Genomic DNA, 23,460 nt, shown 5'->3' with positions numbered 1-23,460 from the left:
GGTAAAGTTTTTAGAATCTGAAAGGAAAATATACTAAAAGCCCATAGTTTTAAACTAAATTTGACACCAATAAATTTCTTTTTTCTATAAAAAACGCCTCTAGATTTAGAGGCGTTTTCTATTTTTTATAAATAACTAAGTGTTTCTTATTTGATTCTTACACTCCATTCAAAGTCCATTTCAGAAACTTGAACTCCTTTTTCATCTGTTCCAATAGACTTCATCCAGAAAGTTTGTCCTTCTCCGGTAGCAATTGTTCTTTCAATTGCTTGTTCAATTAAATAACCATCTGTACAGGTAAAAGTGATTCTACCCGTTGCTTTTTTTGTAAAGTTCCCTTTATTGTTAGCAACAAGCATCGATATTTTCCTACCGCTTTTTTGAATTTGGAACATTACTAAAGCTCCTGTAGAAAGCTCGGCAGCCATCGCTTGTACAGCAAAATACATAGAATTAAACGGGTTTTGATTAATCCAACGGTGTTTTACTGATACCACACATTTGTTTTCATCTATCTCTTTTACACGTACACCACAGATAAATGCCGACGGTAATTTAAATAAGAGAAATTTATTAAGTTTTGATGCTGTAAGTTTCATATATAGCTAGGTTTTTTGCTAAAATACAAAAAAATACTATGCGTACATAATAAATTAATTTGTTAATATTATGTTAATATTTGGTACTATGCGAAACAAGATACTGTCTTTTAGATATATATTTGCATAAGAAATTACTATATACTTTTAATCATGGAAACAACAACCGAAAAAAACATCGCAACATTTACACACTTGAGTACATTGACTCAATATTTTATTCCTTTTGGAAATTATATTTTTCCAATACTACTTTGGACTTCAAAAAAGGAAAGTTCTGAATTTGTGGATCACCACGGAAAACAAGTACTTAATTTTCAGTTAAGTTTATTATTGTATTCTTTAGTGTTAATACTAATTGCAGTTCCAACATTTTTAATCACACTGTTTAAAAATGTTCCTTTCGAAGCTGTAGTAAATGATCACGATTTTGTTTTTAGAAATTTTAACTTTGAAGGAAACATCGGAATGTTAACAGTAGGATTAGTTGCTGTTTTAATTTTTGGTCTTTTGAAAGTGGCTGAATTCTTTTTAATCATTTATGCTTCAATCAAAACATCAAATGGAGAAAAATACAAATATCCAATAACGATTCCTTTTATTAAGTAGGAGATATAAAATGGATTAAAAGCGAACAAACGTAATAAATAAAGCGAACCAAACAGCAAGAAACAATTGCTTCGTTCCTCGCAAAAACAAATCAATCATCAATCAAAAAATGAACCGTTTAATCAACACAAAATCAAAAAAAAGAAATTATGAACATTGAAAACACAAAAGCCCAGATGCGTAAAGGTGTTCTCGAGTTTTGCATCTTATCCGTATTAAAAGAAAAAGATGCATACACATCGGAAATATTAGACACATTAAAAAACGCAAAATTATTAGTTGTAGAGGGAACTATTTACCCGCTGCTAACCCGATTGAAAAATGATGGATTGCTCAACTATCGTTGGGAAGAATCCACATCAGGACCACCAAGAAAATATTATGGTCTAACAGAAATAGGACAAACATTTTTAAAAGAACTTAGTGGCACTTGGACTGAATTATCTGATGCCGTAAACCTTATAACCAACCAAAAACAATAGTCATGAACAAAACTGTAAATATAAATCTAGGCGGAATGTTCTTTCATATAGATGAAGATGCATACCAAAAATTAACTCGCTATTTTGATGCCATAAAACGTTCTTTATCTAATTCATCTGGACATGATGAAATCATAAAAGATATCGAAATGCGTGTTTCAGAATTATTGAATGAGAAACAAATAAGCGACAAACATGTTGTGGGTTTAAAAGATGTAGATGAGGTTATTGCCGTAATGGGACAACCGGAAGATTACATTATTGAAGATGAGTTGAAAGGCTCTCAAACCTTTAGTGATAGTTCAAACAGAAGAACAAAAAAATTATACCGTGATAAAGAAAAAGGTATGATTGGCGGTGTTTCAGCTGGATTAGGTCATTATTTTGGAATTGATGCCGTATGGATCAGAATCGTTCTAATACTATTAGTTTTTGCTGGATTTGGAACTGGAATTTTGGCCTATATCATTCTATGGATTGTAACTCCTGAGGCCGTTACCACATCCGAAAAACTGGAAATGACTGGAGAACCGGTAAATATTTCGAATATCGAAAAAAAAGTACGTGAAGAGTTTGAAAGCGTTTCTGGTAAAATAAAAAATGTAGATTACGACAAATATGGCAATCAAATAAAAACGGGTGCTGGGAAAATAGGAAATTCTTTTGGTGATTTTATCATGACAGTTTTCAAGATTTTTGCAAAGTTTTTAGGAGTAATTTTAATCATCACAGGAATTGCAACATTAATTTCTTTACTAATTGCTGTTTTCACTTTAGGTTCTTCAGATTTTATTGATGTGCCATGGCAGAGTTTCATTGAAGCAGGAAATTTCACGGATTACCCAATATGGTCTTTTGGATTGTTAATGTTCTTTGCTGTTGGAATTCCGTTCTTTTTCTTGACACTTTTAGGTTTCAAATTACTATCTCCAGCCATGAAATCAATTGGAAATATTGCTAAATATACATTACTAGCACTTTGGATAATTGCCATAGCGATACTAATTTCAATAGGAATAAAACAAGCATCAGAAGTGGCTTACGAAGGAAAAACAGTTCAGAAAGAAACAATTAATGTATTGCCAAATGACACTTTGTTTGTAAAATTCAGATACAATGAGTATTACACTAAAGACATTGATGACAGAGAAAGCTTCAAGTTTGTTCAGGATTCAGCTAACACTCAATTGATTTATTCCAATAATGTAAGTCTAGAAATCTTACGCACAGACGAGAAATTACCTTTCATTCAAATTGAAAAAATAGCTAGAGGTAAATCATTTCAAGATGCAAAACGAAGAGCCGAAAAAATAAAATACGCTATCAAAATTGAAGGAAATCAGTTGATTTTAGACAATTATTTATTGACAGAAGTAGCTAATAAATTTCGTGACCAGGAAGTGGAAATATTTTTATACCTACCAGAAGGAATCCTGCTGAAACCAGATACTTCAGTACAAAATTACGACAGATCTGACGATTCATTTTTTAACTTACACTACAGTTCAGACAATTACATTTACAAAGTAGAGAATTCTCAAATAAAATGTTTAAATTGTCCTACTGATGAAAATGAGTATAACGATGTTGATGTAAATGAAAACGGTGATAATGTAGAAGTAAACATTACTGGAAAAGTAACCGAAAATGACAGTATTACAACTACTACTGTAAAAGTAAACGGAGAAACGGTAACAGTGAATGAAGCTGGAACCAAAAAAGGTTTGTCAGTAAGCAAAAATGGTATAATCATTAAAAATTAAAGCTATGTTAAAAATCATCACATTAATTACAAAATTTATTCTGGTTGCGTTAACTGCCTTACTATTTGCATCGTGTAACCATTCCATAAACTTACAATCAATTAAAGGAAGCGGAAATGTCACCACTGAAAGAAGAAATGTGGAGGGTGATTTTAAAAACATAGAAGTCAGTAATGCTATCGATCTTGTCATTGAACAATCAGACGTAACTGAAATAGTAGTTGAGGCTGATGATAATTTGCAGAAACACATTTTTACAAAAGTTGAAAATGGCACACTCGTTATTTATTGCGATAAAAATTCTTTTATCAATACGAAATCTAAAAAAGTAATTGTAAAAATGCCTGTTATCGAACAATTAGAAGCCAATAGCAGCGCATCAATCACAAGTACAAATACTATCAAAGGAGAAAATATTACACTAAACACCTCTAGTGCGGGCACTATTGACCTGAATATCGAAGCAGATGATATTACTTGTGATTCTAGTAGCGGAAGCAGTATCACCATTGATGGAATGGGATTAAAAATGAAAGCAAATGCATCAAGTGGAAGCGAAATTGACGCCAAAAACTTATTAGCAAATGAAGTTAATGCCGAAGCTTCAAGTGGAGCCACCATCAACACGCATCCCATTGTAAGTTTAGATGCAGAAGCTTCTAGCGGAGGAAACGTAAATTATAACAAAGTTCCAAAATCAATTCGAAAAGAAACCAATTCCGGAGGGAGTATTCATCAAGAATAACAAATCATTTTACTAAAAATCAAAAAATCATCCATCATAAGTGGATGATTTTTTTATATTTGTGTAGACACTAACCCAAATGAATATGAAAAAAAATACAGCTATACTTCTACTTCTTTTATCAACTACATTTTTATTTGCACAGAAAAAGGAAAAAATAAAGGGCTCAAAAACAGTAACTATAGAACAAAGGGAAGTAGGGAATTTCACATCGCTTACTGTTGAAGACAATCTCGAAGTATATCTAGAAAGAGGTGAAAAAACCGAACTAAAAATTGAAGCCGACGACAACTTACACGATATTATTTCGCTAGATTTGAGAGACAATATGCTTCATATTTACACTACAAAACAAGCCTCTACTTATAAAAAAATGATTGTTAGAGTAACCTATACAAATGATTTGAATATGGTAACGTCTAAAAATGAAACAACTGTAAATGCGATTCAGGAAATTTTATTAAATGATTTTACACTAAAAGCACACGATGCATCCAAACTGTTTTTGAATGTGAATGCCAAAAAATTCGTGTTACAATCTGATGATAAATCAAAAACAGAACTCAATTTAAAATCAGAAAATACCACAATAGAATTAAGTAAAAACGCCTCTCTAAAAGCCTTAGTCAACACTACAGATTTGAAAGTAGATATGTATCAAAAAGCAGATGCAACGCTTGAAGGAACCGCTACAAATACTGTCATTCGATTAGACAACAATGCCTCATTTACCGGAAACAAGTTTACCACAAAAAATGCGGATATCACCACCGAAAGCTATTCCAGCTGCAGTTTATTTACTGAAACAGCCGTGGTTATTGATGCCGCAAATAAATCAGAAATCCAACTTGTAGGTGCTCCAAAAATTGAAATACGGAAATTTGCCGACGAAGCAAAATTGATAAAAAAGTTGAAATAATCCTCTCCCCGCCCTCTCCAAAGGAGAGGGAGAAAGAACAGAATTGATTAACATATATCCTAACCAACAAAAAGTCCCACTTGCTAAGGCAAATGGGACTTTTTTAATTTGAAAAGTTAAAGGGACAGAAAATTTCTTAACAAATCTAATATCTATCCGTTATACCATTTGTTATTATAAAATAGTCCAATTGTCAGTTCGAGCGCAGTCGAGAACCGTTATGACATCTCGACTGCGCTCGAACTGACAAAAAAAATTTGGACTTTAATGAACTAATCAATGGTATTAATTATCTTTTACCTAAAAAAAACTCTGATTATTCTTTAGAAGCCAAATATCTTTCGGCATCAAGAGCAGCCATACAACCAGTTCCAGCTGCAGTTATCGCTTGACGATATACATGATCTGCTGCATCACCCGCTACGAAAACGCCTTCAACATTAGTTTTTGAAGTTCCAGGAGTATTGATAATATATCCCGTTTCGTCTAATGTGATATAATCTTTGAAAATATCAGTATTTGGTTTGTGACCAATAGCTACGAAGAAACCAGTTGCAGGAATATCAAAAACTTCATTTGTTGTTTTATTCAAAGCCTTTACCCCAGTAACAACTTGCTCATCTCCTAATACTTCAACAGTATCGTGATTCATTAATATGGTAATGTTCTCGGTTTTGCGAACGCGTTCTTCCATTATTTTAGAAGCTCTAAATTTTTCGCTACGCACTAACATGGTTACTTTTTTACAAAGTTTAGACAAATAGTGTGCTTCTTCACAAGCTGAATCTCCAGCCCCAACAATTACTACTTCTTGGTTTCTATAGAAAAAACCGTCACAAACAGCACATGCAGAAACTCCGCCACCCATTTTTAAATAGTGTTGTTCTGATGGCATCCCTAAATATTTAGCTGATGCTCCAGTAGAAATAATTACTGTTTCGCAATGTAATTCTATAGTATCATTGATCCATACTTTATGAATATCGCCCGAGAAATCAACTCTTGTAGCCCAACCATCACGCACATCAGTTCCAAAACGTTGTGCTTGTGCTTGTAATCCTACCATCATTTCCGGACCCGTAATTCCTTCAGGATTACCAGGCCAATTTTCTACTTCATTAGTAGTTGTTAGCTGTCCACCTGGCTGCATTCCTTGGTATAAAACAGGATTCATGTTTGCTCTGGCGGCATATATTGCTGCAGTATAACCTGCTGGACCAGAACCTATAATAAGACATTTAATTTTTTCGATTGTATCTGACATATTGATGTTTCTTTTGAATTTAACAGTGCAAAAATAGGATATTATTGCTGGAATACTGAACTAGAAGTATCAGTTTTAATTATGCTGGAATAAAAAAATCCCTTCTGTGAGAACAGAAAGGATCAATTTGTCGGGGTGGCAGGATTCGAACCTGCGGCCTCCTGCTCCCAAAGCAGGCGCGATAACCGAGCTACGCTACACCCCGAATATTAAAAGAAACTAATATCTTCAAGATATCTTTTGGCTCCTCTTTTTTTAATTTTTTGTTCTAAAATCATAGCTTCTGAACGTGTTGAAAGTTGTATTTGATAAATCAACTCCCATGGCTTTCCTGATTTTGTAGATAAACTCAATCCAGAGTTATGTCTATTTAATCTGTTTTCAAGATCATCAGTTTGACCAGTATAATATTTTAAATAACTTTTACTAAATATAATATATACGGTGTACATATCTTGGTGTAAGTTTTTGATTCGTGACTGTGGTCTTCACGCACTGCGTGACGCGATAACCGAGCTACGCTACACCCCGAAAGCGGGTGCAAATATAGTACTATTTTTGGCTTATGCAAAACTATTTCAGAAATAAGGACTAAATTTATTTGGTTCGAAAATTAGTCTGAAAATCTAAAATAAATTTGTTTTTCCACAGCATAATTCAGCTACAACTGCCCTAGCCCAGATGGCAGTGAAAAGCTTCGAAGAGCTTCTCCCGATTTTTTCTTGGCAGAAAAGAGCGACCAAAGGAAGCTCCTTTTATGGCTTTAGAAAAAACTGGGAACAACTCAAGAACTTGTAACGCACAGCAGGAATAGCTCCTAAAAAATGAAATCCATTTTAAGAATAGGAATTGTCAAATAGCGACTAATCAAGCTTTAACAAATGTTAACAAAATAGATTTTTAGAAACCATAAATAATTGTATTTTTACGGTTCAAAATTTAGAAAAATAAATGGGCAAAATCATCGCGATTGCTAATCAAAAAGGTGGAGTTGGAAAGACGACAACGTCAGTTAATCTAGCTGCTTCACTGGGTGTTTTAGAAAAAAAAGTATTACTTATTGATGCTGATCCACAGGCAAATGCCTCTTCAGGATTAGGAATTGATGTTGAATCTGTAGAGATAGGTACGTATCAAATTCTGGAACATAGTCATACGCCAAAAGAGGCCATCATAAAATGTTCTGCTCCAAATGTGGACGTAATTCCATCACATATTGACCTTGTTGCAATTGAAATCGAATTAGTCGATAAAGAAAACAGGGAATATATGCTTAAAAAAGCATTGGAAAGTATCAAAGACGAGTACGATTATATCATTATCGATTGTGCGCCATCTCTTGGTTTGCTTACGTTGAATGCTTTGACTGCTGCTGACTCTGTGATTATTCCTATTCAATGTGAGTATTTTGCACTAGAAGGTTTAGGAAAATTATTGAATACGATAAAAAGCATCCAAAAAATTCACAATCCGGATTTAGACATCGAAGGGTTATTATTAACCATGTTTGATTCGAGATTGCGTTTATCAAACCAAGTAGTTGAAGAGGTTCAAAAACATTTCAACGATATGGTTTTTGACACTATTATTCAAAGAAATGTAAAACTGAGCGAAGCGCCAAGCTTTGGAGAAAGTATAATAAACTACGATGCAACAAGCAAAGGAGCTACTAATTACTTGCATCTTGCTCAAGAAGTTATAAAGAAAAACAGTAAATAGTTTTATGGCAAAAGCAATAAAAAAACAAGCCTTAGGAAGAGGATTATCTGCACTATTGAAAGATCCGGAAAACGATATAAAATCCGTTGACGATAAAAATGCCGATAAAGTTGTAGGAAATATCATTGAGCTTGAAATTGAAGCAATTGAAATAAATCCGTTTCAGCCAAGAAGTAATTTCAATGAGGAATCGTTGAGAGAATTAGCGACTTCTATCAAAGAATTAGGCGTTATTCAGCCTATTACCGTACGTAAATTAGACTTCAATAAATACCAATTGATTTCGGGTGAGCGTCGTCTTCGTGCGTCGACACTTGTGGGATTGAAAACAGTTCCTGCTTACATTCGTATTGCAAATGACAACGAATCATTGGTTATGGCTTTGGTGGAAAACATCCAACGCCATGATTTAGATCCAATTGAGATTGCACTTTCGTACCAACGTTTGATTGATGAAATTCAATTGACTCAGGAACAAATGAGTGAGCGTGTAGGAAAAAAACGTTCTACTATCGCTAATTATTTGAGACTTTTAAAACTAGACCCAATCATCCAAACCGGAATTCGTGATGGTTTCATCAGTATGGGTCATGGTCGTGCAATTATCAACATCGAAGATCAAGACATTCAAACTGATATTTATCAAAAAATCGTCAGTCAAAATCTATCCGTTCGTGATACCGAAGCTTTAGTAAAAAACTATCAGGAAAGTTTAAAACCAAAACCTGCCGGTAAACCAAAAGCAGCTTCATTTGAAATTGCAGATTCCCATAAAAGTACTTTTACAAATTATTTCGGAACCAAAGTCGATGTGAAAGTAGCCGGAAACGGCAAAGGAAAAATCACTATTCCATTTCATTCTGAAGAAGACTTCAACAGAATTATTAAATTAATAAACGAGTAGTGCATAAAATCATTTTCATAGGTCTATTCCTTTTTATTGCAGGAAACACTACTGTTTTTGCCCAAACGGAAACAGAAGCAGTACTTGTCGCAAAAGATACTTTGAAATCAAATGACATTGATCCATTGACTCCTGCAAAAGCAGCTTTCTTTTCAGCAATTTTGCCTGGCTTAGGTCAGGCTTACAATAAAAAATACTGGAAAATACCGCTCGTTTACGGAGCTTTAGGAACCAGTGTTTACTTTTATATTGACAACAACAGGAAATACCATAAATACAGAGATGCTTACAAAAGCAGACTTGAAGGGTACACTACCGATGATTTGGCTTTCTTAGATAATAATCGATTGATTGCCGGACAAAAATTTTATCAAAGAAATCGAGATTTATCAGCTTTGGTAACTTTAGCTTTTTATGCATTAAATATCATAGATGCTAATGTCGATGCTGCTTTAATACAATTCAATGTGGATGAAAACTTATCAGTAAGACCAGTTCTTTATCCAAATGATGTAACATTCAAGACTAATGTAGGACTAACATTTAATTATAATTTTTAGATTGAAAACAGAATACTCCATTCATCTTTAAAATTTTAATTTATAAATATAAAAAACAAATGAAAATTGCGCTTTTAGGATACGGAAAAATGGGTCAGGTAATTGAAAGAATTGCACTGGAAAGAGGACATGAAATCGTTTTGAAAAAAGATGAAAACAATACTTTTGATGGTCTTTCAACTGCTGATGTAGCTATTGATTTCAGTGTTCCAACAGCTGCAGTCCCTAATATCTCCAGTTGTTTCCATGCTAATGTCCCTGTGATTTCAGGAACAACAGGCTGGTTAGAACATTATGATGAAATGGTGGCACTTTGTACAGCTAAAAACGGTGGTTTTATCTCCAGTTCTAACTTTAGTTTAGGTGTGAATATTTTCTTTGAACTCAATGAATATTTGGCAAAAATCATGTCAAAATTTGACAGTTATAAAGTAGAAATGGAAGAAATTCATCATACTCAAAAACTAGATGCACCAAGTGGCACAGCGATATCATTAGCCAAAGGAGTAATTGAAAACAGTTCATACACCAACTGGACATTAGAAAAACCTGAAGCGAAGCAAATTCATATCGAAGCAAAAAGAATAGGAACTGTTCCCGGAACACACACCGTAACATACAATTCTGTTGTTGATGCTATCGAAATAAAACACACAGCACACAATCGTGAAGGTTTTGCTCTAGGTGCTGTAATTGCAGCAGAATGGATTATAGGAAAGCAAGGTGTTTTTACAATGAAAGATGTTTTAGACTTAAAATAAAATTATACTCGGTTTTAGGAAAATCGCTTACGAAACAACCTTAAACTTTAAACTTTAAACTTTAAACAAAAAACTATGTCAGTATATCAATGGTTTATATTTTTTCTGCTTGTACAAATAGTTCACTTTTTAGGAACATGGAAATTATATGAAAGCGCAGGAAGGAAAAGTTGGGAAGCCGCTATTCCAGTATACAATGCTATTGTTTTGATGAAAATAATAGGCCGCCCTACTTGGTGGACCATTTTACTTTTTATCCCAATTATCAATTTGATAATGTTTCCGGTAATCTGGGTAGAAACATTGAGAAGTTTTGGAAAACGATCTGGATTAGATACTTTTTTAGGAATTGTAACTCTTGGATTTTACATCTATTATGTCAATTATACCCAAAAATTAAATTACATAGCTGACAGAAGCTTAAGCCCCGAAAACAAAGCTGCTGATACCGTTAGCTCATTGCTTTTTGCAGTTATAGTAGCTACTTTGGTTCACACCTATTTAATTCAACCGTACACAATTCCTACCTCTTCCTTGGAAAAATCCTTATTGGTAGGTGACTTTTTATTTGTAAGCAAGATGAATTATGGCGCTAGAATTCCTATGACTACTGTTGCATTGCCTATGGTTCACGATTCGATACCTTTACTTCAAAAAAAATCATACTTAACTTGGCCGCAATTACCTTATTTAAGATTACCAGGAATTCAAAACATAAACAGAACGGATATCGTTGTATTTAACTGGCCGGTTGATACTGTTTATAGGTTTTTTGACACTTCAAAAAGACGTGCTTTTAAACCGGTAGACAAGAAATCAAATTATGTAAAAAGATGTGTTGGAATCCCTGGCGACAACTTATCTATAAAAGACGGTATGATTTATATTGATGGTAAATTATTGGAATTACCTGATAGAGCAAAACCACAATTCTCTTATAAAGTAGCATTAGACGGAAAAACGTCAATTGACTTTGAGCATTTACTTAAAGAGATGGACATAACTGATCCAGTTTACTTTACTAATGAAACTCGAAGAGATACATTACTCTTTAGGGCTTTGACAGCTGAAGGAGCGGAAAGATTGAAAAACATACCCGGTGTTACTGCCGTTACAAGACAAATATCAAAAGATATTGACAACAGTATCTTCCCACACATCAATAAGTGGAATAGTGACAACTACGGTCCTGTCTATATTCCAGAAAAAGGAAAAACTGTCGCTTTAACAACAGAATCATTACCATTTTATAAAACCATAATTAATGATTATGAAACAAATGAAAATGGAGATAAAAACGACCTTAAAGTAACAGGAAACGAAATAAGACTAAACGGAAAAGTAGTTAAAGATTACACTTTCCAACAAAATTATTACTGGATGATGGGTGACAACCGCCATAACTCTGAAGACAGCCGTTATTGGGGATTTGTTCCTGAAAATCATATTGTAGGGAAACCTATTTTTATCTGGTTAAGTTGGGATACAAATGGTAAAGGTTTGAATAAAATTCGTTGGGACAGAGTTTTTACAACTGTTAGCGGTGAAGGCCAACCTCAATCTTATTTAAAATATTTCCTATTCGCTTTAGCAGCATTTTTCATTGGAGAATATTTTTGGAAAAAAAGAAAAGAGACAAAAAATTAGTCAAAAGTTTCAAAGTCAAAAGTCATAAAGTTTCTATTTAATCTAGCTTTATGACTTTTGACTTTATAACTTTAAAAACTTTAGACAAATATGAACATTCTTATCCATCCTACCTATTTCCCGTCGATTAGCCATTTTGCAGCGATGCTACAATCGGAAAACATTACTTTTGAAATAGAAGATAATTTCCAGAAACAAACCAACCGCAACCGCACATATATTTATAGTCCAAACGGAATTCAGTTATTAAACATCCCTGTAAAACATTCGAAAGAAAGTCATCAAAAAACAAAAGATATCAAAATTGAAACTGATTTTGATTGGCAAAAACAACATTTCAAATCATTAGAAGCAGGATACCGAAGTTCTCCTTTTTTTGAGTTTTTCGAAGATGACATCAGACCAATTTTCGAAAAAAAATATACTTTTTTATTGGATTTAAATTTTGATGTTTTTGATATCCTATCAAAATGTTTCCGTATAAAACAGGATTATACGACCACAACGGAATACTTTCATGAAGCAGACACTGCTGTTATTACAGATTTCAGGAGTTTGGTAAACGGAAAAAAAGACCTTTCTGTATTCGAAAGTTACACACAGGTTTTTGATGACAAACATGGTTTTATCAACAATCTTAGTGTTCTGGATTTGCTGTTTAATGAAGGGAAATATGCTTTGGATTATTTGAAGCAACAGAAAATATAATGAGACTGAAAACAATTTTATATCTTTGTTTAAATGAAAACCAACTACACCATATCAGAATTATCTCCTCATATTTTTTGGGATGTTAATACAATGTCTTTGGATTTCGAAAAATCAAAGGAGCAAATTATCTATAAGGTACTCGAATTTGGAGTTATGAACGATTGGAATATCATCAAAAAAGTTTACGGTTTAGAAGTAATAAAAAACATTTCTCTTCAATTCAGGAGCTTGGATGCTGTTACACTTTCTTTTTTAGCTAACCTATTTCAAATAGAAAAATCCAATTTCAGATGTTACAAACTCAAACAATCGAACCAAAACTCCTGGAATTATTAAACAAGATAATGACTTCGGAACTATTTGAAGAATTTAATCTCGTTGGTGGAACTTCGTTAGCATTACAAATTGGGCATCGCTTTTCGATAGATATCGATATGTTTGGGAATTCCGAAATAAACGAAGTCGAATTCACCGAAGAACTATCTAATTTTGGAAAAGTTATTACTCTAAAAAAGAGCAAAAGTATCATTATTTTCTCCGTAGATGGCATTAAAGTTGATTTTGTAAACTATAAATACCCTTTGATCGAAAGCCTAAATACTATCAAAAACATACGAATGGTTTCAGACAAGGATGTTGCAGCTATGAAACTCAATGCTATAGCAGGAAGGGGAAGTCGGAAGGATTTCATTGATTTGTATTTTCTTCTGAAAAAATACTCCCTAAAAGAACTGTTTTCATTTTACAATAAAAAATATGCAGATGGTTCTGAATTTATGGTTTTAAAAAGTTTAACTTATTTCGACGATGCTGAAAATGAAGAAATGCCAATTATGTTTGAAAAGGTTAATTGGAATGAAATAAAAAACACAATAGTAAAAGCAGCATCTAATCTAGTTTAAATTAATAAAAACTAAACGCAAGTTTTTGATGATAAACATGATTTTATCAACAATCTTAGTGTTCTGGATTTGCTGTTTAATGACGGAAAAAATATGCAATGGATTATTTAAAAAAACAAGATCTAATTCTAAAATAAAATTACTAATTAAATTTTATTCCAAAGACAATCTTGCCATAATAGGAAAGTGATCTGAGTTAATAAATTTTGGAAAATTTTCAAATTTCTTAACTTTCATTTTTTCGTCAGCAAAAATATAATCAATTCTGGCTGGATAGTACCTGAATTTATAGGTCTCTCCAAAACCATTCCCTGCTTCTTCAAAGCTATCTTTCAACTTTCCTTTAATGCTTCGGTACACATAAGAAAACGCGCTATTGTTCATGTCGCCACAAATGATAATTGGATACGTGCATTTCATTTTATGTTCCTTAAATATCTCCGCTTGCTGTTGTTGTTGCTTGAAGGCTTTACTTATTCTAATAAATAACATTTGTGATTTCTGCTGATTAATCGCATCGATATTTTCATCAATTTCATTGACATCAGGAGAAATTTTGATGGATTGAATGTGCATATTATACACTCTTATAATGTCTTTTCCTTTTTTTACATCCGCAAAAACAACGTTATTACTTGAATTTGGAAAAATAATATTTCCTTGGTCAATAATCGGAAATTTAGAGAAAATTGCCTGTCCCGTTTTAATTTGGTTTCCATCAGTAAAAATATATCGGTGTGGATACACTTTCAAATCAATATCAGCTGAGGAAGAGTATTCCTGAATACACAATATATCAGGGTTTTTATCATTAATAAACGTGAGAATATCCGAAGGAACATCGTCTCTGTCAATCCATTTAAAAACATTAAACAGACGAACATTATAACTCATTACGGTAAAATCTTTTTCTTCTACAGGAAACTCTGGTGAAGAAAATTTATAAAACTTATTTATAAAAGTAATTCCTATCAATAAAACCAAACCCGAAACTATCAATTGCTTTTTGAATTGCAAAGCCCAATACACAAAAAACAAGCCATTTAAGATAAAAAAAAGCGGCATAAAAAGTGTCAAAACGGATAAAAGAGGAAAAGATTTCGGTGCCAAAAAAGGTAGAACATAGGCAATAAAAGTCACAATAGTAAGGACTATATTCAAAAAAAACATTCCTTTATTAAACCATGAAAGATTTTTCATTTTCTATATTTTTTATTAAAACAATAGCTAAAATCTCATTGATACTTATTTCCCAACTTTGAATAAGAATTCTTTTTCTTCTTTTGTCAGACTATCATAACCTGACTGACTGATTTTGTCTAAAATTTCATCTATCTGCTGCTGAGATTTATCTTTTGTAACTATTTTTGAAACGCTTTTTACCAAAGGCTTACTGTAATTTTTATGTACTTTCTTGAATGGTGTTGACGTATTTTTTTTGAACAAATTTGCAAAAAAATCTATAATACGAGTAACAACAGTACTTAAATCGGTTCCATTTTGAAGCAATTTAATAAAAATAAAACCAAAAAAAGCTCCAGAAAGATGAGAAATATGCCCACCCATATTTTCTGAACGCAGTTGCATTAAATCAACAATAATAATTACGGCAGTTATATGCCACAACTTGACATTTCCAATAATCAATAAACGGAGATCCATCAAAGGATGATAAGTAGTAGTTGCTACTAAAATAGCCATAATAGCGGCAGAAGCACCTACAATTGGAGCGTTAATACTTAAAACGTAAAATACCAAAATATAACTAATTCCTGCAAAAATGGCGCTCAATATGTACAAGCCCAACAATTGCTTAGACGTAAAATACGTCATAAATAATCTGCCCGAGAAGTTCATAACAATCATATTAAAAATAATATGCATGATTCCACTGTGAAAAAAAGCATACGAAAGTAACGACCAGGGTTTCCAAAGCAAATCTGCCGGATTAGAGGACAAACTCACATAATGGATGTAATCAATATTGACACCCAACAAGGATAAAAGAGCAAAAAACAACCATGGTAGAACAAACAAAGCTACATTCCAAAAGATTAGCTGAGTCACTATTCCTCCCATCTTGTATTGTAATTTCAGGTCGTCAATAATATTCATAATTTAATTGGAATTTAAGAGCTGATATTTAGGCCGTACTACTTTAAAAGGGATTAGATTTTTAATTCCAACGATTTTTATTGAACTGATTTTTCTTCCAATACCACATAATAATAAAACCAAATAAAGCACCTCCTACGTGTGCAAAATGGGCAATTCCACCGCCACCAAAAATTGATTTTCCAGAAATACCTAAATACAAATCGACTAAGACTAAACCAGGAACAAAGTATTTGGCCTTTATTGGCACAGGAATAAACATCAAAGCCAATTCAGCGTTAGGAAACATAAAAGCAAACGCCACTATCGTTCCGTAAATAGCCCCAGAAGCTCCAACTGCAGTACCAACATAAGCACCTGTGAAATTTTGAAAATCAGAAACGGATATAAATTGTTGCCATCTTGTATCTATTTTACCCTCATTTAAAAGTTGCAAAATTTCTTGTTTAGGAAATCCGTTAGCTATAAGCGTATTCAAACTCTCTTGAAAATAGTAATAATTAACTCCGGTATGCAACAAAGCAGCGCCTAGTCCACAAGAAATATAGAAAAATAAGAATTTCTTACTTCCCCACATTTGCTCTAAAGCAGATCCAAAAGAATACAACGCGAACATATTGAAAAAAATATGCATAAAACCTCCATGCATGAACATGTGCGTCAGCGGTTGCCACAATTGAAAACTCGGATTTTCAGGAAAATACAAAGCTAATATTTTATAGGCAGCATCACCTATTACCAGAGTACCTACAAAAAACAATACATTTATAATTATTAATTGTTTTACTGTCTCAGTTACGTTTCTCATAATGCAAATTTTTTATCTAAATCTTCCACACGCATTGTGATGAAAGTGGGTTTATTAAATGGGGAAACATTAGGATCTTTACAAGCAAAAAGCCCGTTGACCAAATTTTCCTGCTCTTTTTCTGTAAGGTGCGTTCCGGTTTTTACCGCTAAACTTTTGGCCATTGATTTGGCAATCGTATCGTTCTGACTGAAACTACTTTCAGGAATTCCGTCCTGTAAATCACTTAATAATTGTTCTAAAACCAGTGAAACTTCACTCTCCGTTACATTTACCGGTATTCCCGAAATAACAATATGATCGGTGTTATTTTCTTCGAAAACAAATCCCGTATTCATCAACGAAAGTTGTAACTCAGCGATAAGATTCATTTCGCTTGACGAAAAAAACAAGTTCAAAGGAAATAATAACTGCTGGCTAGAAGCCTGATTTACTGTCATATTTACTAAAAACTGCTCATACAAAACACGTTGATGCGCGCGTTGCTGATCGACAATTACCATCCCTGATTTGATTGACGAAACAATATATTTTTTATGAATTTGATAGGTTTTATGAACAGAATGCTCTACTTCTTCGTCATTAAATAAAGAGGAAGTCACTTCTTCATTTTCGAAAGTCATCTGTCCTATTTCATCCGTATCTTGTTTTAAACCTACGTATAAACTTTCCCAATTAGCGTTTAGTTCCGGTTTTCTGTAACTGGAAAATTGCTTGCTGGGTTTTTCTTCGGAAAACGGATTGAAGTTTCCATCAACTTGAATTGTAGGCGTTTCCCCCGTTAAATCTTTATAATGATAGGGCGTATCTAAATTAGAATCCCTATCAAAATCCAAAACTGGAGCTACATTAAATTGTCCCAAACTATGCTTTATGGAAGCTCTTAAAATAGCATATAATGCATGTTCGTCATCAAACTTAATTTCCGTTTTAGTGGGATGAATGTTGATATCAATAGTATTTGGCGGCACCGATAAATATAAAAAATAACTGGGTTGCGCACCATCTTTCAAGATTCCGTCATAGGCAGCCATAACCGCATGATGCAAATAACCGCTTTTTATAAAACGATCATTGACAAAGAAAAACTGTTCTCCACGATTTTTTTTGGCAAACTCAGGTTTACTCACAAATCCTTGTATCGTCACAATTTCAGTTTCTTCCTGAACCGGAACTAATTTTTCATTGGTTTTACCTGAAAAAACATTCACAATTCGTTGTCGCAAAGTAGATGGTGGCAAATTAAACATTTCGCTGCCGTTGTGATAAAAGGTAAAATGTATTTTTGGGTGAGCCAAAGCAACACGCTGAAATTCATCAATAATATGGCGGTATTCTACCGTATCCGATTTCAGGAAATTGCGTCGCGCCGGAATATTAAAAAATAAATTTTTGACAGCAAATGAAGTCCCTTTTGACAAAACAGCAACATCTTGTGACACAAACTTACTGCCTTCAATAACAATGTGCGTTCCAAGTTCTTCTTGATCCTGCTTGGTTTTCATTTCCATATGGGCAATCGCCGCAATAGATGCTAATGCTTCCCCACGAAACCCTTTAGTGTGCAAAGAAAATAAATCTTCTGCCTGACGAATTTTGGAAGTCGCGTGACGTTCAAAACACAAACGTGCATCGGTAACGCTCATTCCTAAACCATTATCAATCACTTGTACTAATGCCTTACCTGCATCTTTAAGAATTAATTTTATATCAGTTGCCCTGGCGTCAACTGCGTTTTCAAGCAACTCTTTGACAACTGAAGCTGGTCTTTGAACGACTTCTCCAGCAGCAATTTGATTGGCAACATGATCAGGAAGTAATTGAATTATACTCGACATTAAAAAAATGTTGTTTAAAGTTTAGCCCTTCGACTGCGCTCAGGGTGACAATAGTTTATTAAAAAACCAAGAAATACAAATTTAATGAATTTCTATTGGGAATGGTAGCTTATTTAATCATAAAAAAAACAAAAAACCTATACTATTTATGAGACAGTATAGGTTTAATAATTAGTGTTTTTATTATTTATTCCTTTAACTCTAAAGGTGTCCCTTCTTCTAATTGAATAGATCCGGCTGACAATAAATGTTGGCTATCGATTTGATGTGAGAACGAAGCCTGTTGGCGAATATAAGCCATTTTGATAGCCGCAATAGCTGCTTCAGTACCTTTGTTACCGTGAATCCCTCCACTTCTATCAATAGATTGTTGCATAGTATTATCAGTCAAAACACAAAAAATAACCGGAATATCCGTTTGAACATTCAGGTCTTTTATGCCTTGCGTTACTCCTTCACACACAAAATCAAAATGTTTGGTTTGCCCTTGAATTACACATCCAATAGCAATCACAGCATCAACGTTTTGTGTTTGCAGCATTTTCTTTGAACCATATATAAGTTCAAAGCTTCCAGGAACATTCCAGCGAATAATATGCTGAGCTGGAACTTGGTTTTCTAAAAGAGCTTCAATAGCGCCTCTATAAAGTCCTTCAGTTATGGAATCATTCCATTCTGAAACAACAATCCCAAAGCGAAAATCTTTCGCGTTTGGGATTGAATTTTTATCGTAATCGGATAAGTTTTTATTTACGGTAGCCATTTTATTTTAAAATTTTGATTTTAGATTTTTGATTACAGATATTAAAGGTAGCTTTTTGAAATCAAAAATCTACAATCTTAAACCACCAAATCTTACTATCATTTTTTATTATTGTGCTAATCCTATCAAAACGTCAACTGAAGCAGCCTCTGGAGTTCCTTCAAAATTGTCTTTAATATCTGTAAAATATTTCAAAGCATCTGCTTTATTTCCTAATGCCAAAGCTGTTTTTCCAGCTTTTAACAAGAAACGTGGCGTAGTGAAATCATTTTTATTTGATTCAGCAGCTTTCACGTAATTTTCTAAAGCTTCTTTCGGTTGATTTTTTTGAGAATAAGCATCTCCAATTGCTCCTTTTGCCAAAGCTCCTAAAACAATATCATCTGATTTAAATTTACTTAAATAATCAATCGCTTCCGTATATTTTCCTGTATTCAAATAAGCAATTCCAGCATAATAATTAGCTAAATTTCCTGCATCAGTTCCTGAATATTCATCAGCAATTTTTAAGAATCCAAATTTACCTTCTGAACCATTCAAAGATAGTTTATATAATGAGTCACTTGCTACTCCATCAGTTGCTTTTTGGAAATTTTGTTGTGCTACAAACATTTCATTTGCTGCTTCCTCTTGTTGTGGTGCAGCAACGAATCTTTGGTATCCTAAATAACCAATTGTAAAAATAGCAGCAGCGGCAACTAAACCAATAATAACTTTCTGATTTTTAGCTACCCAATCCTCAGTTTTAGAAGCTGTTTCGTCTAATGTTGAAAAAACACCAGCTGTTGTGCTGTCTTTTTCATCAATTTGTACTGCTTCAACCGCGTCATTTACTTCTTTTTCTTTTGGTGCTTTATATCCTCTTTTATTGTAAGTAGCCATTTATTTTTAATTTAGTGAGTCGCAAAAATAAAATTTTTATTCAAATCTAAAAGCCATTTTTATCGATATTTTTCAATAATTTGCACCCACTTTGAAAAACCAGTTTAAAAACATCAAAGTTCTCAATACCAGCAAGCCTTACAGATGTATTTAAAAAAGATTTCATTATTCAATTATAAGAATTTTTCGGAAGCAAATTTCGATTTTGACAGCAAAATAAATTGTTTTGTAGGTAAGAATGGTATTGGAAAGACAAATGTGCTGGATGCAATCTACCATTTATCGTACGGAAAAAGCTATTTCAATCCCTTAGCGGTTCAGAATATTAAACACGGAGAAGAATTCTTTGTGATTGATGCTGAATTTGAAAAAAACAAAAGAAATGAACAAATTCTTTGCAGTCTTAAAAAAGGGCAAAAAAAGATATTGAAACGCAACGGAAAAGCCTACGACAAATTCTCAGATCACATTGGTTTTATTCCTTTGGTCATCATTTCTCCGGCCGACAGGGATTTAATTGTGGAAGGCAGCGAAACCAGAAGAAAATTCATGGACAGTGTGATTTCACAACTGGATTCCCATTATTTACAGCAACTCATTCAATATCAAAAAGTAATGAGCCAGCGCAATGCATTGTTGAAATATTTTGCATTGAATCATGTTTTTGATACCGATACCCTATCTATATATAATGAGCAACTTAATGGTTTTGGAGATTATATTTTCGAAAAAAGAAAAGAATTTATTGACCAGTTTATTCCTATTTTTAACACACACCATCAAGTCATTACGGGTTCGCAGGAAACTGTCCGTCTAGTGTATGAAAGTCATTTATTCGAAAAAGATTTATTGACTTTATTACAAGAAAACATCAATAAAGACCGGGCTTTACATTACACAAGTGTAGGAATTCACAAAGACGATTTAGCATTTGAAATTGACCAACATCCAATTAAAAAATTTGGTTCTCAAGGCCAACAAAAATCGTTTCTGATTGCTTTAAAATTAGCTCAATTTGAATTTCTAAAAAAGCAAAGCGGTGTAAAACCCATTTTACTTTTTGATGACATCTTTGATAAATTGGACGAAAGTCGCGTAGCCAAAATCATCGAAATGGTCAACAGCGATACTTTTGGTCAACTTTTTATTTCTGATACACATCCGGAACGTACTGAAGCCATTGTAAAATCGACACATCAGACGTATAAAATTTTCAACTTATAAGTATCTTTACGAAAATTTGAAACAAAATTTATTAAAACCAAAAACATGTCAATCTTTAGATACTAATGACTCACTACCATGAATTTAAAAAACAGAAAAATAATCCATCTCCTTCTTTTTATTTCAATAATTATATTGCAAGCGATAGCCTTTTCTTTTTGGTATTCAGAAATAAAAATTCAAAACAATCTTTACACTTCAATTGACAAAATTGCTAAACCAAATGAAGCTGTATCCTTATCCAACCAAGCTATTAAAAGCTATTTTACAGCTAATAATGCATTCACCGCATATCTAAATAGTAATTCGGCACAAGACTATACGACCTACAGAACTGCTATAAAAAAAATGGCTGCTGATTTAGATCAACTAAGTTCCCTTAGCACTAAGAACAATATATTCAAGCAAATCATTGCATCAAAACTAAGTACTGAAAAAAATGTTAGTGAACTTCAAGCGGAACTAAATTTAATAATCAATACCAATTTTAAAGCAGCGGCAAAACTGGAAGATATTGACTTTAAAGTAAAAGCCTATAATTACGAAACCGTTTTAAGCTCCATTACATACGACACGACTAAAACGGCTGTTGTTACTAAAAAGAAAGGTCTATTTGGTCGTATTGGAAATGCACTTTCAGGCAAAACACAAGTAGACAAAGAGGAAGTAAAGTCAGTTATCAAAATGGTTTTTAACAACCAAGAAAAGTCAGGTTCCTTTGAAGACCAGCTACGCAACATTTTTAAGTTAACTGAAAATTATTATAAGACGGAAGTTACAAAATTAAAAAAAGTTCATTCTGCTTTAAAAGCAAAAGACAAAGATTTACTACTTATCAATAAAAGCATATTGTCTAAAAGTCAAGAGATTGTTTTACTATACTCTAGTTCCGCACAGGAATTGAATAGGATTGATTACTTGAATTCCATAAAAAAATATAATGCAAGTTTAAAAGACAAAAAGAAGTTCATCTTTATTTTGCTAATCACAATAAGCATTATAACTATCTTACTACTCCTATACACTGTATACTCATACTTACTGGAAAAAAATCTACAGCAAGCAAAAATTAATGCTGAAATAAGCCTAGATAAAAAGAATCAACTTATAGGAATGATTAGCCATGAGATGAGAGCGCCCCTAAATATTATTTCCAATTTTTCAAAAAAATTAAAGGGCCTCAATACAAATCCAGCATTAAACTCAAATATAGACTCGTTGTACTTTACTGCAAATTCCTTGCAAATCACTGTAAGCCAAATTCTCGATTTTTTCAAAAATGAAAACAATACACTACTGCTGTACAATACAAAAATTAATCTAAAAACAGAAGTTGGTTCTATATTAGAGTCTTTAAAGGCATTAGCAGAATTAAAACAACTCCAAATTAAATACAACATCTCCCCCGACCTTGATCAAGATGTGTGGGCTGATAATGTTAAAATTCACCAACTGTTTTACAATATAATTGGTAATGCCATAAAATTTACAAAAACAGGATCGATAACTGTTGAAACAAATCTAACCGCAGAAGGCGAAAAACACCGTTTTGATGTAAAAATAACAGATACAGGAGCTGGAATCCCTTCAGAAGAACTTGATAAAATTTTTGATAAATTTTATCAAAGTAAAACACATCATGAACAAATCAGTTTTGGGGCTGGATTAGGACTGAACTTATGTAAAAATATAATTGAATTATTTAACGGTAAAATTACAGTAAAAAGCAAGCTAAATATAGGAACTGAAATTTCCTTTTTCTTGATATTAGAGACATTAAAGCCGGAACAAGAAACAAATCAAACAAAATTAATCAATCAATTTAAGGACACTAACAATGAGCTTTTGGTTGTAGATGATGATCCAATGACATTATTACTTCTAAAAAAATTAATGTCCAAAATCAATTTTAAAGTAACAACTTATCAAGAAGTTGATGCTGCAAAAGAATACCTCAGTACAAATGAAGTGGATTTAATTATAACCGATCTTCAAATTTGTGATTATTCTGGTTTTGATTTTATTGAGGATATCAAAGAAATTAAAAACAACAATGCAAAAATCCCAATTATTGTAATAACAGGAGATTCGTATATGAATACAGCTAACCTAGAAGAATTACAAATAGATGAAATCCTAATAAAACCAATTAACAAAGAAGAACTTTTTTTTAAGATTTACACGGTATTGAATCAATAAGAAATCCTAAAGTTCACTTTTATAAAACAAAAACTTTGGCAGACAA

Annotated in this window: 24 protein-coding genes, 1 tRNA gene and 1 pseudogene; 16 read left to right on the top strand and 10 right to left on the bottom strand. The window is 32.9% G+C overall.

Annotated features, from left to right (window positions below; all coding sequences use genetic code 11):
• Positions 1-146 precede the first annotated feature (146 nt).
• On the bottom strand, positions 147-599 hold the full coding sequence (locus ACNQF6_RS08590; RefSeq protein WP_417965019.1) for a DUF4442 domain-containing protein: 453 nt from the start codon (positions 597-599) through the stop codon (positions 147-149).
• A gap of 153 nt (positions 600-752) precedes the next feature.
• Here ACNQF6_RS08590 and ACNQF6_RS08585 point away from each other — a divergent pair, with 153 nt between their 5' ends.
• The 5 genes from ACNQF6_RS08585 (at position 753) to ACNQF6_RS08565 (ending at position 5,117) form a co-directional block, all read left to right on the top strand.
• Positions 753-1,208 (top strand): DUF4870 domain-containing protein, encoded by a 456-nt coding sequence (locus ACNQF6_RS08585; RefSeq protein ID WP_417965018.1) that lies wholly within the window; start codon positions 753-755, stop codon positions 1,206-1,208.
• A 149-nt stretch (positions 1,209-1,357) separates the two neighbouring features.
• On the top strand, positions 1,358-1,690 hold the full coding sequence (locus tag ACNQF6_RS08580) for a PadR family transcriptional regulator (protein WP_099713267.1): 333 nt from the start codon (positions 1,358-1,360) through the stop codon (positions 1,688-1,690).
• 2 nt (positions 1,691-1,692) lie between these two features.
• On the top strand, positions 1,693-3,453 hold the full coding sequence (locus ACNQF6_RS08575) for a PspC domain-containing protein (RefSeq protein WP_417965016.1): 1,761 nt from the start codon (positions 1,693-1,695) through the stop codon (positions 3,451-3,453).
• Positions 3,454-3,457: 4 nt separating this feature from the next.
• Positions 3,458-4,198, top strand: coding sequence for a head GIN domain-containing protein (locus tag ACNQF6_RS08570; protein WP_417965014.1), 741 nt, complete (start codon positions 3,458-3,460; stop codon positions 4,196-4,198).
• Between the two features lie 85 nt (positions 4,199-4,283).
• Positions 4,284-5,117 (top strand): GIN domain-containing protein, encoded by an 834-nt coding sequence (locus ACNQF6_RS08565; protein WP_417965013.1) that lies wholly within the window; start codon positions 4,284-4,286, stop codon positions 5,115-5,117.
• Between the two features lie 316 nt (positions 5,118-5,433).
• Here ACNQF6_RS08565 and trxB read toward each other — a convergent pair whose 3' ends face one another.
• From trxB to ACNQF6_RS08550, 3 genes are all read right to left on the bottom strand, one after another.
• On the bottom strand, positions 5,434-6,381 hold the full coding sequence (gene trxB / locus ACNQF6_RS08560) for a thioredoxin-disulfide reductase (protein WP_282717721.1): 948 nt from the start codon (positions 6,379-6,381) through the stop codon (positions 5,434-5,436).
• 130 nt (positions 6,382-6,511) lie between these two features.
• Positions 6,512-6,586: transfer RNA gene (locus ACNQF6_RS08555), tRNA-Pro, on the bottom strand.
• A 4-nt stretch (positions 6,587-6,590) separates the two neighbouring features.
• Positions 6,591-6,833 carry a GIY-YIG nuclease family protein gene (locus ACNQF6_RS08550; protein WP_282717723.1) on the bottom strand — a complete coding sequence of 81 codons (243 nt, stop codon included), beginning with the start codon at positions 6,831-6,833 and terminating at the stop codon, positions 6,591-6,593.
• Between the two features lie 499 nt (positions 6,834-7,332).
• Here ACNQF6_RS08550 and ACNQF6_RS08545 point away from each other — a divergent pair, with 499 nt between their 5' ends.
• The 9 genes and pseudogenes from ACNQF6_RS08545 to ACNQF6_RS15725 form a co-directional block, all read left to right on the top strand.
• Complete coding sequence (locus tag ACNQF6_RS08545) at positions 7,333-8,100, top strand: ParA family protein (RefSeq protein WP_035667779.1); 768 nt, start codon at positions 7,333-7,335, stop codon at positions 8,098-8,100.
• Between the two features lie 4 nt (positions 8,101-8,104).
• A complete protein-coding gene (locus ACNQF6_RS08540) occupies positions 8,105-9,004 on the top strand; it encodes a ParB/RepB/Spo0J family partition protein (protein WP_417965010.1) in 900 nt (299 codons plus the stop codon).
• Complete coding sequence (locus ACNQF6_RS08535) at positions 9,004-9,564, top strand: DUF5683 domain-containing protein (RefSeq protein ID WP_417965008.1); 561 nt, start codon at positions 9,004-9,006, stop codon at positions 9,562-9,564. Before ACNQF6_RS08540 ends, ACNQF6_RS08535 begins: the two co-directional genes overlap by 1 nt.
• A gap of 59 nt (positions 9,565-9,623) precedes the next feature.
• Positions 9,624-10,325 carry a 4-hydroxy-tetrahydrodipicolinate reductase gene (gene dapB, locus ACNQF6_RS08530; RefSeq protein ID WP_417965006.1) on the top strand — a complete coding sequence of 234 codons (702 nt, stop codon included), beginning with the start codon at positions 9,624-9,626 and terminating at the stop codon, positions 10,323-10,325.
• Positions 10,326-10,400: 75 nt separating this feature from the next.
• Positions 10,401-11,972: a signal peptidase I gene (gene lepB, locus ACNQF6_RS08525; protein ID WP_417965004.1), complete on the top strand. Its 1,572-nt coding sequence runs from the start codon at positions 10,401-10,403 to the stop codon at positions 11,970-11,972.
• 90 nt (positions 11,973-12,062) lie between these two features.
• Positions 12,063-12,680 carry a WbqC family protein gene (locus ACNQF6_RS08520; protein WP_417965002.1) on the top strand — a complete coding sequence of 206 codons (618 nt, stop codon included), beginning with the start codon at positions 12,063-12,065 and terminating at the stop codon, positions 12,678-12,680.
• Positions 12,681-12,713: 33 nt separating this feature from the next.
• Positions 12,714-13,019, top strand: coding sequence for a DUF6922 domain-containing protein (locus ACNQF6_RS08515; protein WP_417965000.1), 306 nt, complete (start codon positions 12,714-12,716; stop codon positions 13,017-13,019).
• Positions 12,974-13,585, top strand: coding sequence for a nucleotidyl transferase AbiEii/AbiGii toxin family protein (locus ACNQF6_RS08510; RefSeq protein WP_417964998.1), 612 nt, complete (start codon positions 12,974-12,976; stop codon positions 13,583-13,585). The genes ACNQF6_RS08515 and ACNQF6_RS08510 overlap by 46 nt, the downstream gene beginning before the upstream one ends.
• A gap of 15 nt (positions 13,586-13,600) precedes the next feature.
• Positions 13,601-13,722 (top strand): annotated as a pseudogene (locus tag ACNQF6_RS15725) (WbqC family protein); the annotation flags it as partial.
• Between the two features lie 16 nt (positions 13,723-13,738).
• Here the strand turns inward: ACNQF6_RS15725 and ACNQF6_RS08505 are convergent.
• The 6 genes from ACNQF6_RS08505 to ACNQF6_RS08480 all read right to left on the bottom strand — a co-directional run bounded on the left by ACNQF6_RS08505 (position 13,739) and on the right by ACNQF6_RS08480 (position 19,991).
• Positions 13,739-14,785 carry an endonuclease/exonuclease/phosphatase family protein gene (locus ACNQF6_RS08505; protein WP_417964996.1) on the bottom strand — a complete coding sequence of 349 codons (1,047 nt, stop codon included), beginning with the start codon at positions 14,783-14,785 and terminating at the stop codon, positions 13,739-13,741.
• A 45-nt stretch (positions 14,786-14,830) separates the two neighbouring features.
• Positions 14,831-15,700, bottom strand: a complete 870-nt coding sequence (locus ACNQF6_RS08500) for a rhomboid family intramembrane serine protease (RefSeq protein WP_417964994.1) — start codon at positions 15,698-15,700, stop codon at positions 14,831-14,833.
• Between the two features lie 61 nt (positions 15,701-15,761).
• On the bottom strand, positions 15,762-16,508 hold the full coding sequence (locus tag ACNQF6_RS08495; protein WP_417964992.1) for a rhomboid family intramembrane serine protease: 747 nt from the start codon (positions 16,506-16,508) through the stop codon (positions 15,762-15,764).
• A complete protein-coding gene (gene mutL / locus ACNQF6_RS08490) occupies positions 16,505-18,346 on the bottom strand; it encodes a DNA mismatch repair endonuclease MutL (protein WP_417964990.1) in 1,842 nt (613 codons plus the stop codon). The genes ACNQF6_RS08495 and mutL overlap by 4 nt, the downstream gene beginning before the upstream one ends.
• 187 nt (positions 18,347-18,533) lie before the next feature.
• Entirely contained in the window at positions 18,534-19,109 is a 576-nt protein-coding gene (gene ribH, locus ACNQF6_RS08485) for a 6,7-dimethyl-8-ribityllumazine synthase (protein ID WP_417964988.1), read from the bottom strand.
• A 108-nt stretch (positions 19,110-19,217) separates the two neighbouring features.
• Positions 19,218-19,991, bottom strand: a complete 774-nt coding sequence (locus tag ACNQF6_RS08480; protein ID WP_417951781.1) for a tetratricopeptide repeat protein — start codon at positions 19,989-19,991, stop codon at positions 19,218-19,220.
• A 144-nt stretch (positions 19,992-20,135) separates the two neighbouring features.
• On the opposite strand from ACNQF6_RS08480, the gene recF reads away from it, so the two are divergent.
• On the top strand, positions 20,136-21,215 hold the full coding sequence (recF, locus tag ACNQF6_RS08475; RefSeq protein WP_417964986.1) for a DNA replication/repair protein RecF: 1,080 nt from the start codon (positions 20,136-20,138) through the stop codon (positions 21,213-21,215).
• Positions 21,216-21,293: 78 nt separating this feature from the next.
• Positions 21,294-23,414 carry an ATP-binding response regulator gene (locus ACNQF6_RS08470; RefSeq protein ID WP_417964984.1) on the top strand — a complete coding sequence of 707 codons (2,121 nt, stop codon included), beginning with the start codon at positions 21,294-21,296 and terminating at the stop codon, positions 23,412-23,414.
• Positions 23,415-23,460 lie beyond the last annotated feature (46 nt).

Origin of the sequence: Flavobacterium pasteuri, from assembly GCF_048286615.1 — a bacterium.
GTDB lineage: Bacteria > Bacteroidota > Bacteroidia > Flavobacteriales > Flavobacteriaceae > Flavobacterium.
This window is presented reverse-complemented; position numbering and strand designations above follow the sequence as displayed.

What these genes read in the sequence shown, in the direction of transcription:
- ACNQF6_RS08590 (WP_417965019.1), bottom strand. Translation starts at nt 599, where the DNA reads ATGAAACTTACAGCATCAAAACTTAATAAATTTCTCTTATTTAAATTA.
- ACNQF6_RS08585 (WP_417965018.1), top strand. Translation starts at nt 753, where the DNA reads ATGGAAACAACAACCGAAAAAAACATCGCAACATTTACACACTTGAGT.
- ACNQF6_RS08580 (WP_099713267.1), top strand. Translation starts at nt 1,358, where the DNA reads ATGAACATTGAAAACACAAAAGCCCAGATGCGTAAAGGTGTTCTCGAG.
- ACNQF6_RS08575 (WP_417965016.1), top strand. Translation starts at nt 1,693, where the DNA reads ATGAACAAAACTGTAAATATAAATCTAGGCGGAATGTTCTTTCATATA.
- ACNQF6_RS08570 (WP_417965014.1), top strand. Translation starts at nt 3,458, where the DNA reads ATGTTAAAAATCATCACATTAATTACAAAATTTATTCTGGTTGCGTTA.
- ACNQF6_RS08565 (WP_417965013.1), top strand. Translation starts at nt 4,284, where the DNA reads ATGAAAAAAAATACAGCTATACTTCTACTTCTTTTATCAACTACATTT.
- trxB (WP_282717721.1), bottom strand. Translation starts at nt 6,381, where the DNA reads ATGTCAGATACAATCGAAAAAATTAAATGTCTTATTATAGGTTCTGGT.
- ACNQF6_RS08550 (WP_282717723.1), bottom strand. Translation starts at nt 6,833, where the DNA reads ATGTACACCGTATATATTATATTTAGTAAAAGTTATTTAAAATATTAT.
- ACNQF6_RS08545 (WP_035667779.1), top strand. Translation starts at nt 7,333, where the DNA reads ATGGGCAAAATCATCGCGATTGCTAATCAAAAAGGTGGAGTTGGAAAG.
- ACNQF6_RS08540 (WP_417965010.1), top strand. Translation starts at nt 8,105, where the DNA reads ATGGCAAAAGCAATAAAAAAACAAGCCTTAGGAAGAGGATTATCTGCA.
- dapB (WP_417965006.1), top strand. Translation starts at nt 9,624, where the DNA reads ATGAAAATTGCGCTTTTAGGATACGGAAAAATGGGTCAGGTAATTGAA.
- lepB (WP_417965004.1), top strand. Translation starts at nt 10,401, where the DNA reads ATGTCAGTATATCAATGGTTTATATTTTTTCTGCTTGTACAAATAGTT.
- ACNQF6_RS08520 (WP_417965002.1), top strand. Translation starts at nt 12,063, where the DNA reads ATGAACATTCTTATCCATCCTACCTATTTCCCGTCGATTAGCCATTTT.
- ACNQF6_RS08515 (WP_417965000.1), top strand. Translation starts at nt 12,714, where the DNA reads ATGAAAACCAACTACACCATATCAGAATTATCTCCTCATATTTTTTGG.
- ACNQF6_RS08510 (WP_417964998.1), top strand. Translation starts at nt 12,974, where the DNA reads ATGTTACAAACTCAAACAATCGAACCAAAACTCCTGGAATTATTAAAC.
- ACNQF6_RS08505 (WP_417964996.1), bottom strand. Translation starts at nt 14,785, where the DNA reads ATGAAAAATCTTTCATGGTTTAATAAAGGAATGTTTTTTTTGAATATA.
- ACNQF6_RS08500 (WP_417964994.1), bottom strand. Translation starts at nt 15,700, where the DNA reads ATGAATATTATTGACGACCTGAAATTACAATACAAGATGGGAGGAATA.
- ACNQF6_RS08495 (WP_417964992.1), bottom strand. Translation starts at nt 16,508, where the DNA reads ATGAGAAACGTAACTGAGACAGTAAAACAATTAATAATTATAAATGTA.
- mutL (WP_417964990.1), bottom strand. Translation starts at nt 18,346, where the DNA reads ATGTCGAGTATAATTCAATTACTTCCTGATCATGTTGCCAATCAAATT.
- ribH (WP_417964988.1), bottom strand. Translation starts at nt 19,109, where the DNA reads ATGGCTACCGTAAATAAAAACTTATCCGATTACGATAAAAATTCAATC.
- ACNQF6_RS08480 (WP_417951781.1), bottom strand. Translation starts at nt 19,991, where the DNA reads ATGGCTACTTACAATAAAAGAGGATATAAAGCACCAAAAGAAAAAGAA.
- recF (WP_417964986.1), top strand. Translation starts at nt 20,136, where the DNA reads ATGTATTTAAAAAAGATTTCATTATTCAATTATAAGAATTTTTCGGAA.
- ACNQF6_RS08470 (WP_417964984.1), top strand. Translation starts at nt 21,294, where the DNA reads ATGAATTTAAAAAACAGAAAAATAATCCATCTCCTTCTTTTTATTTCA.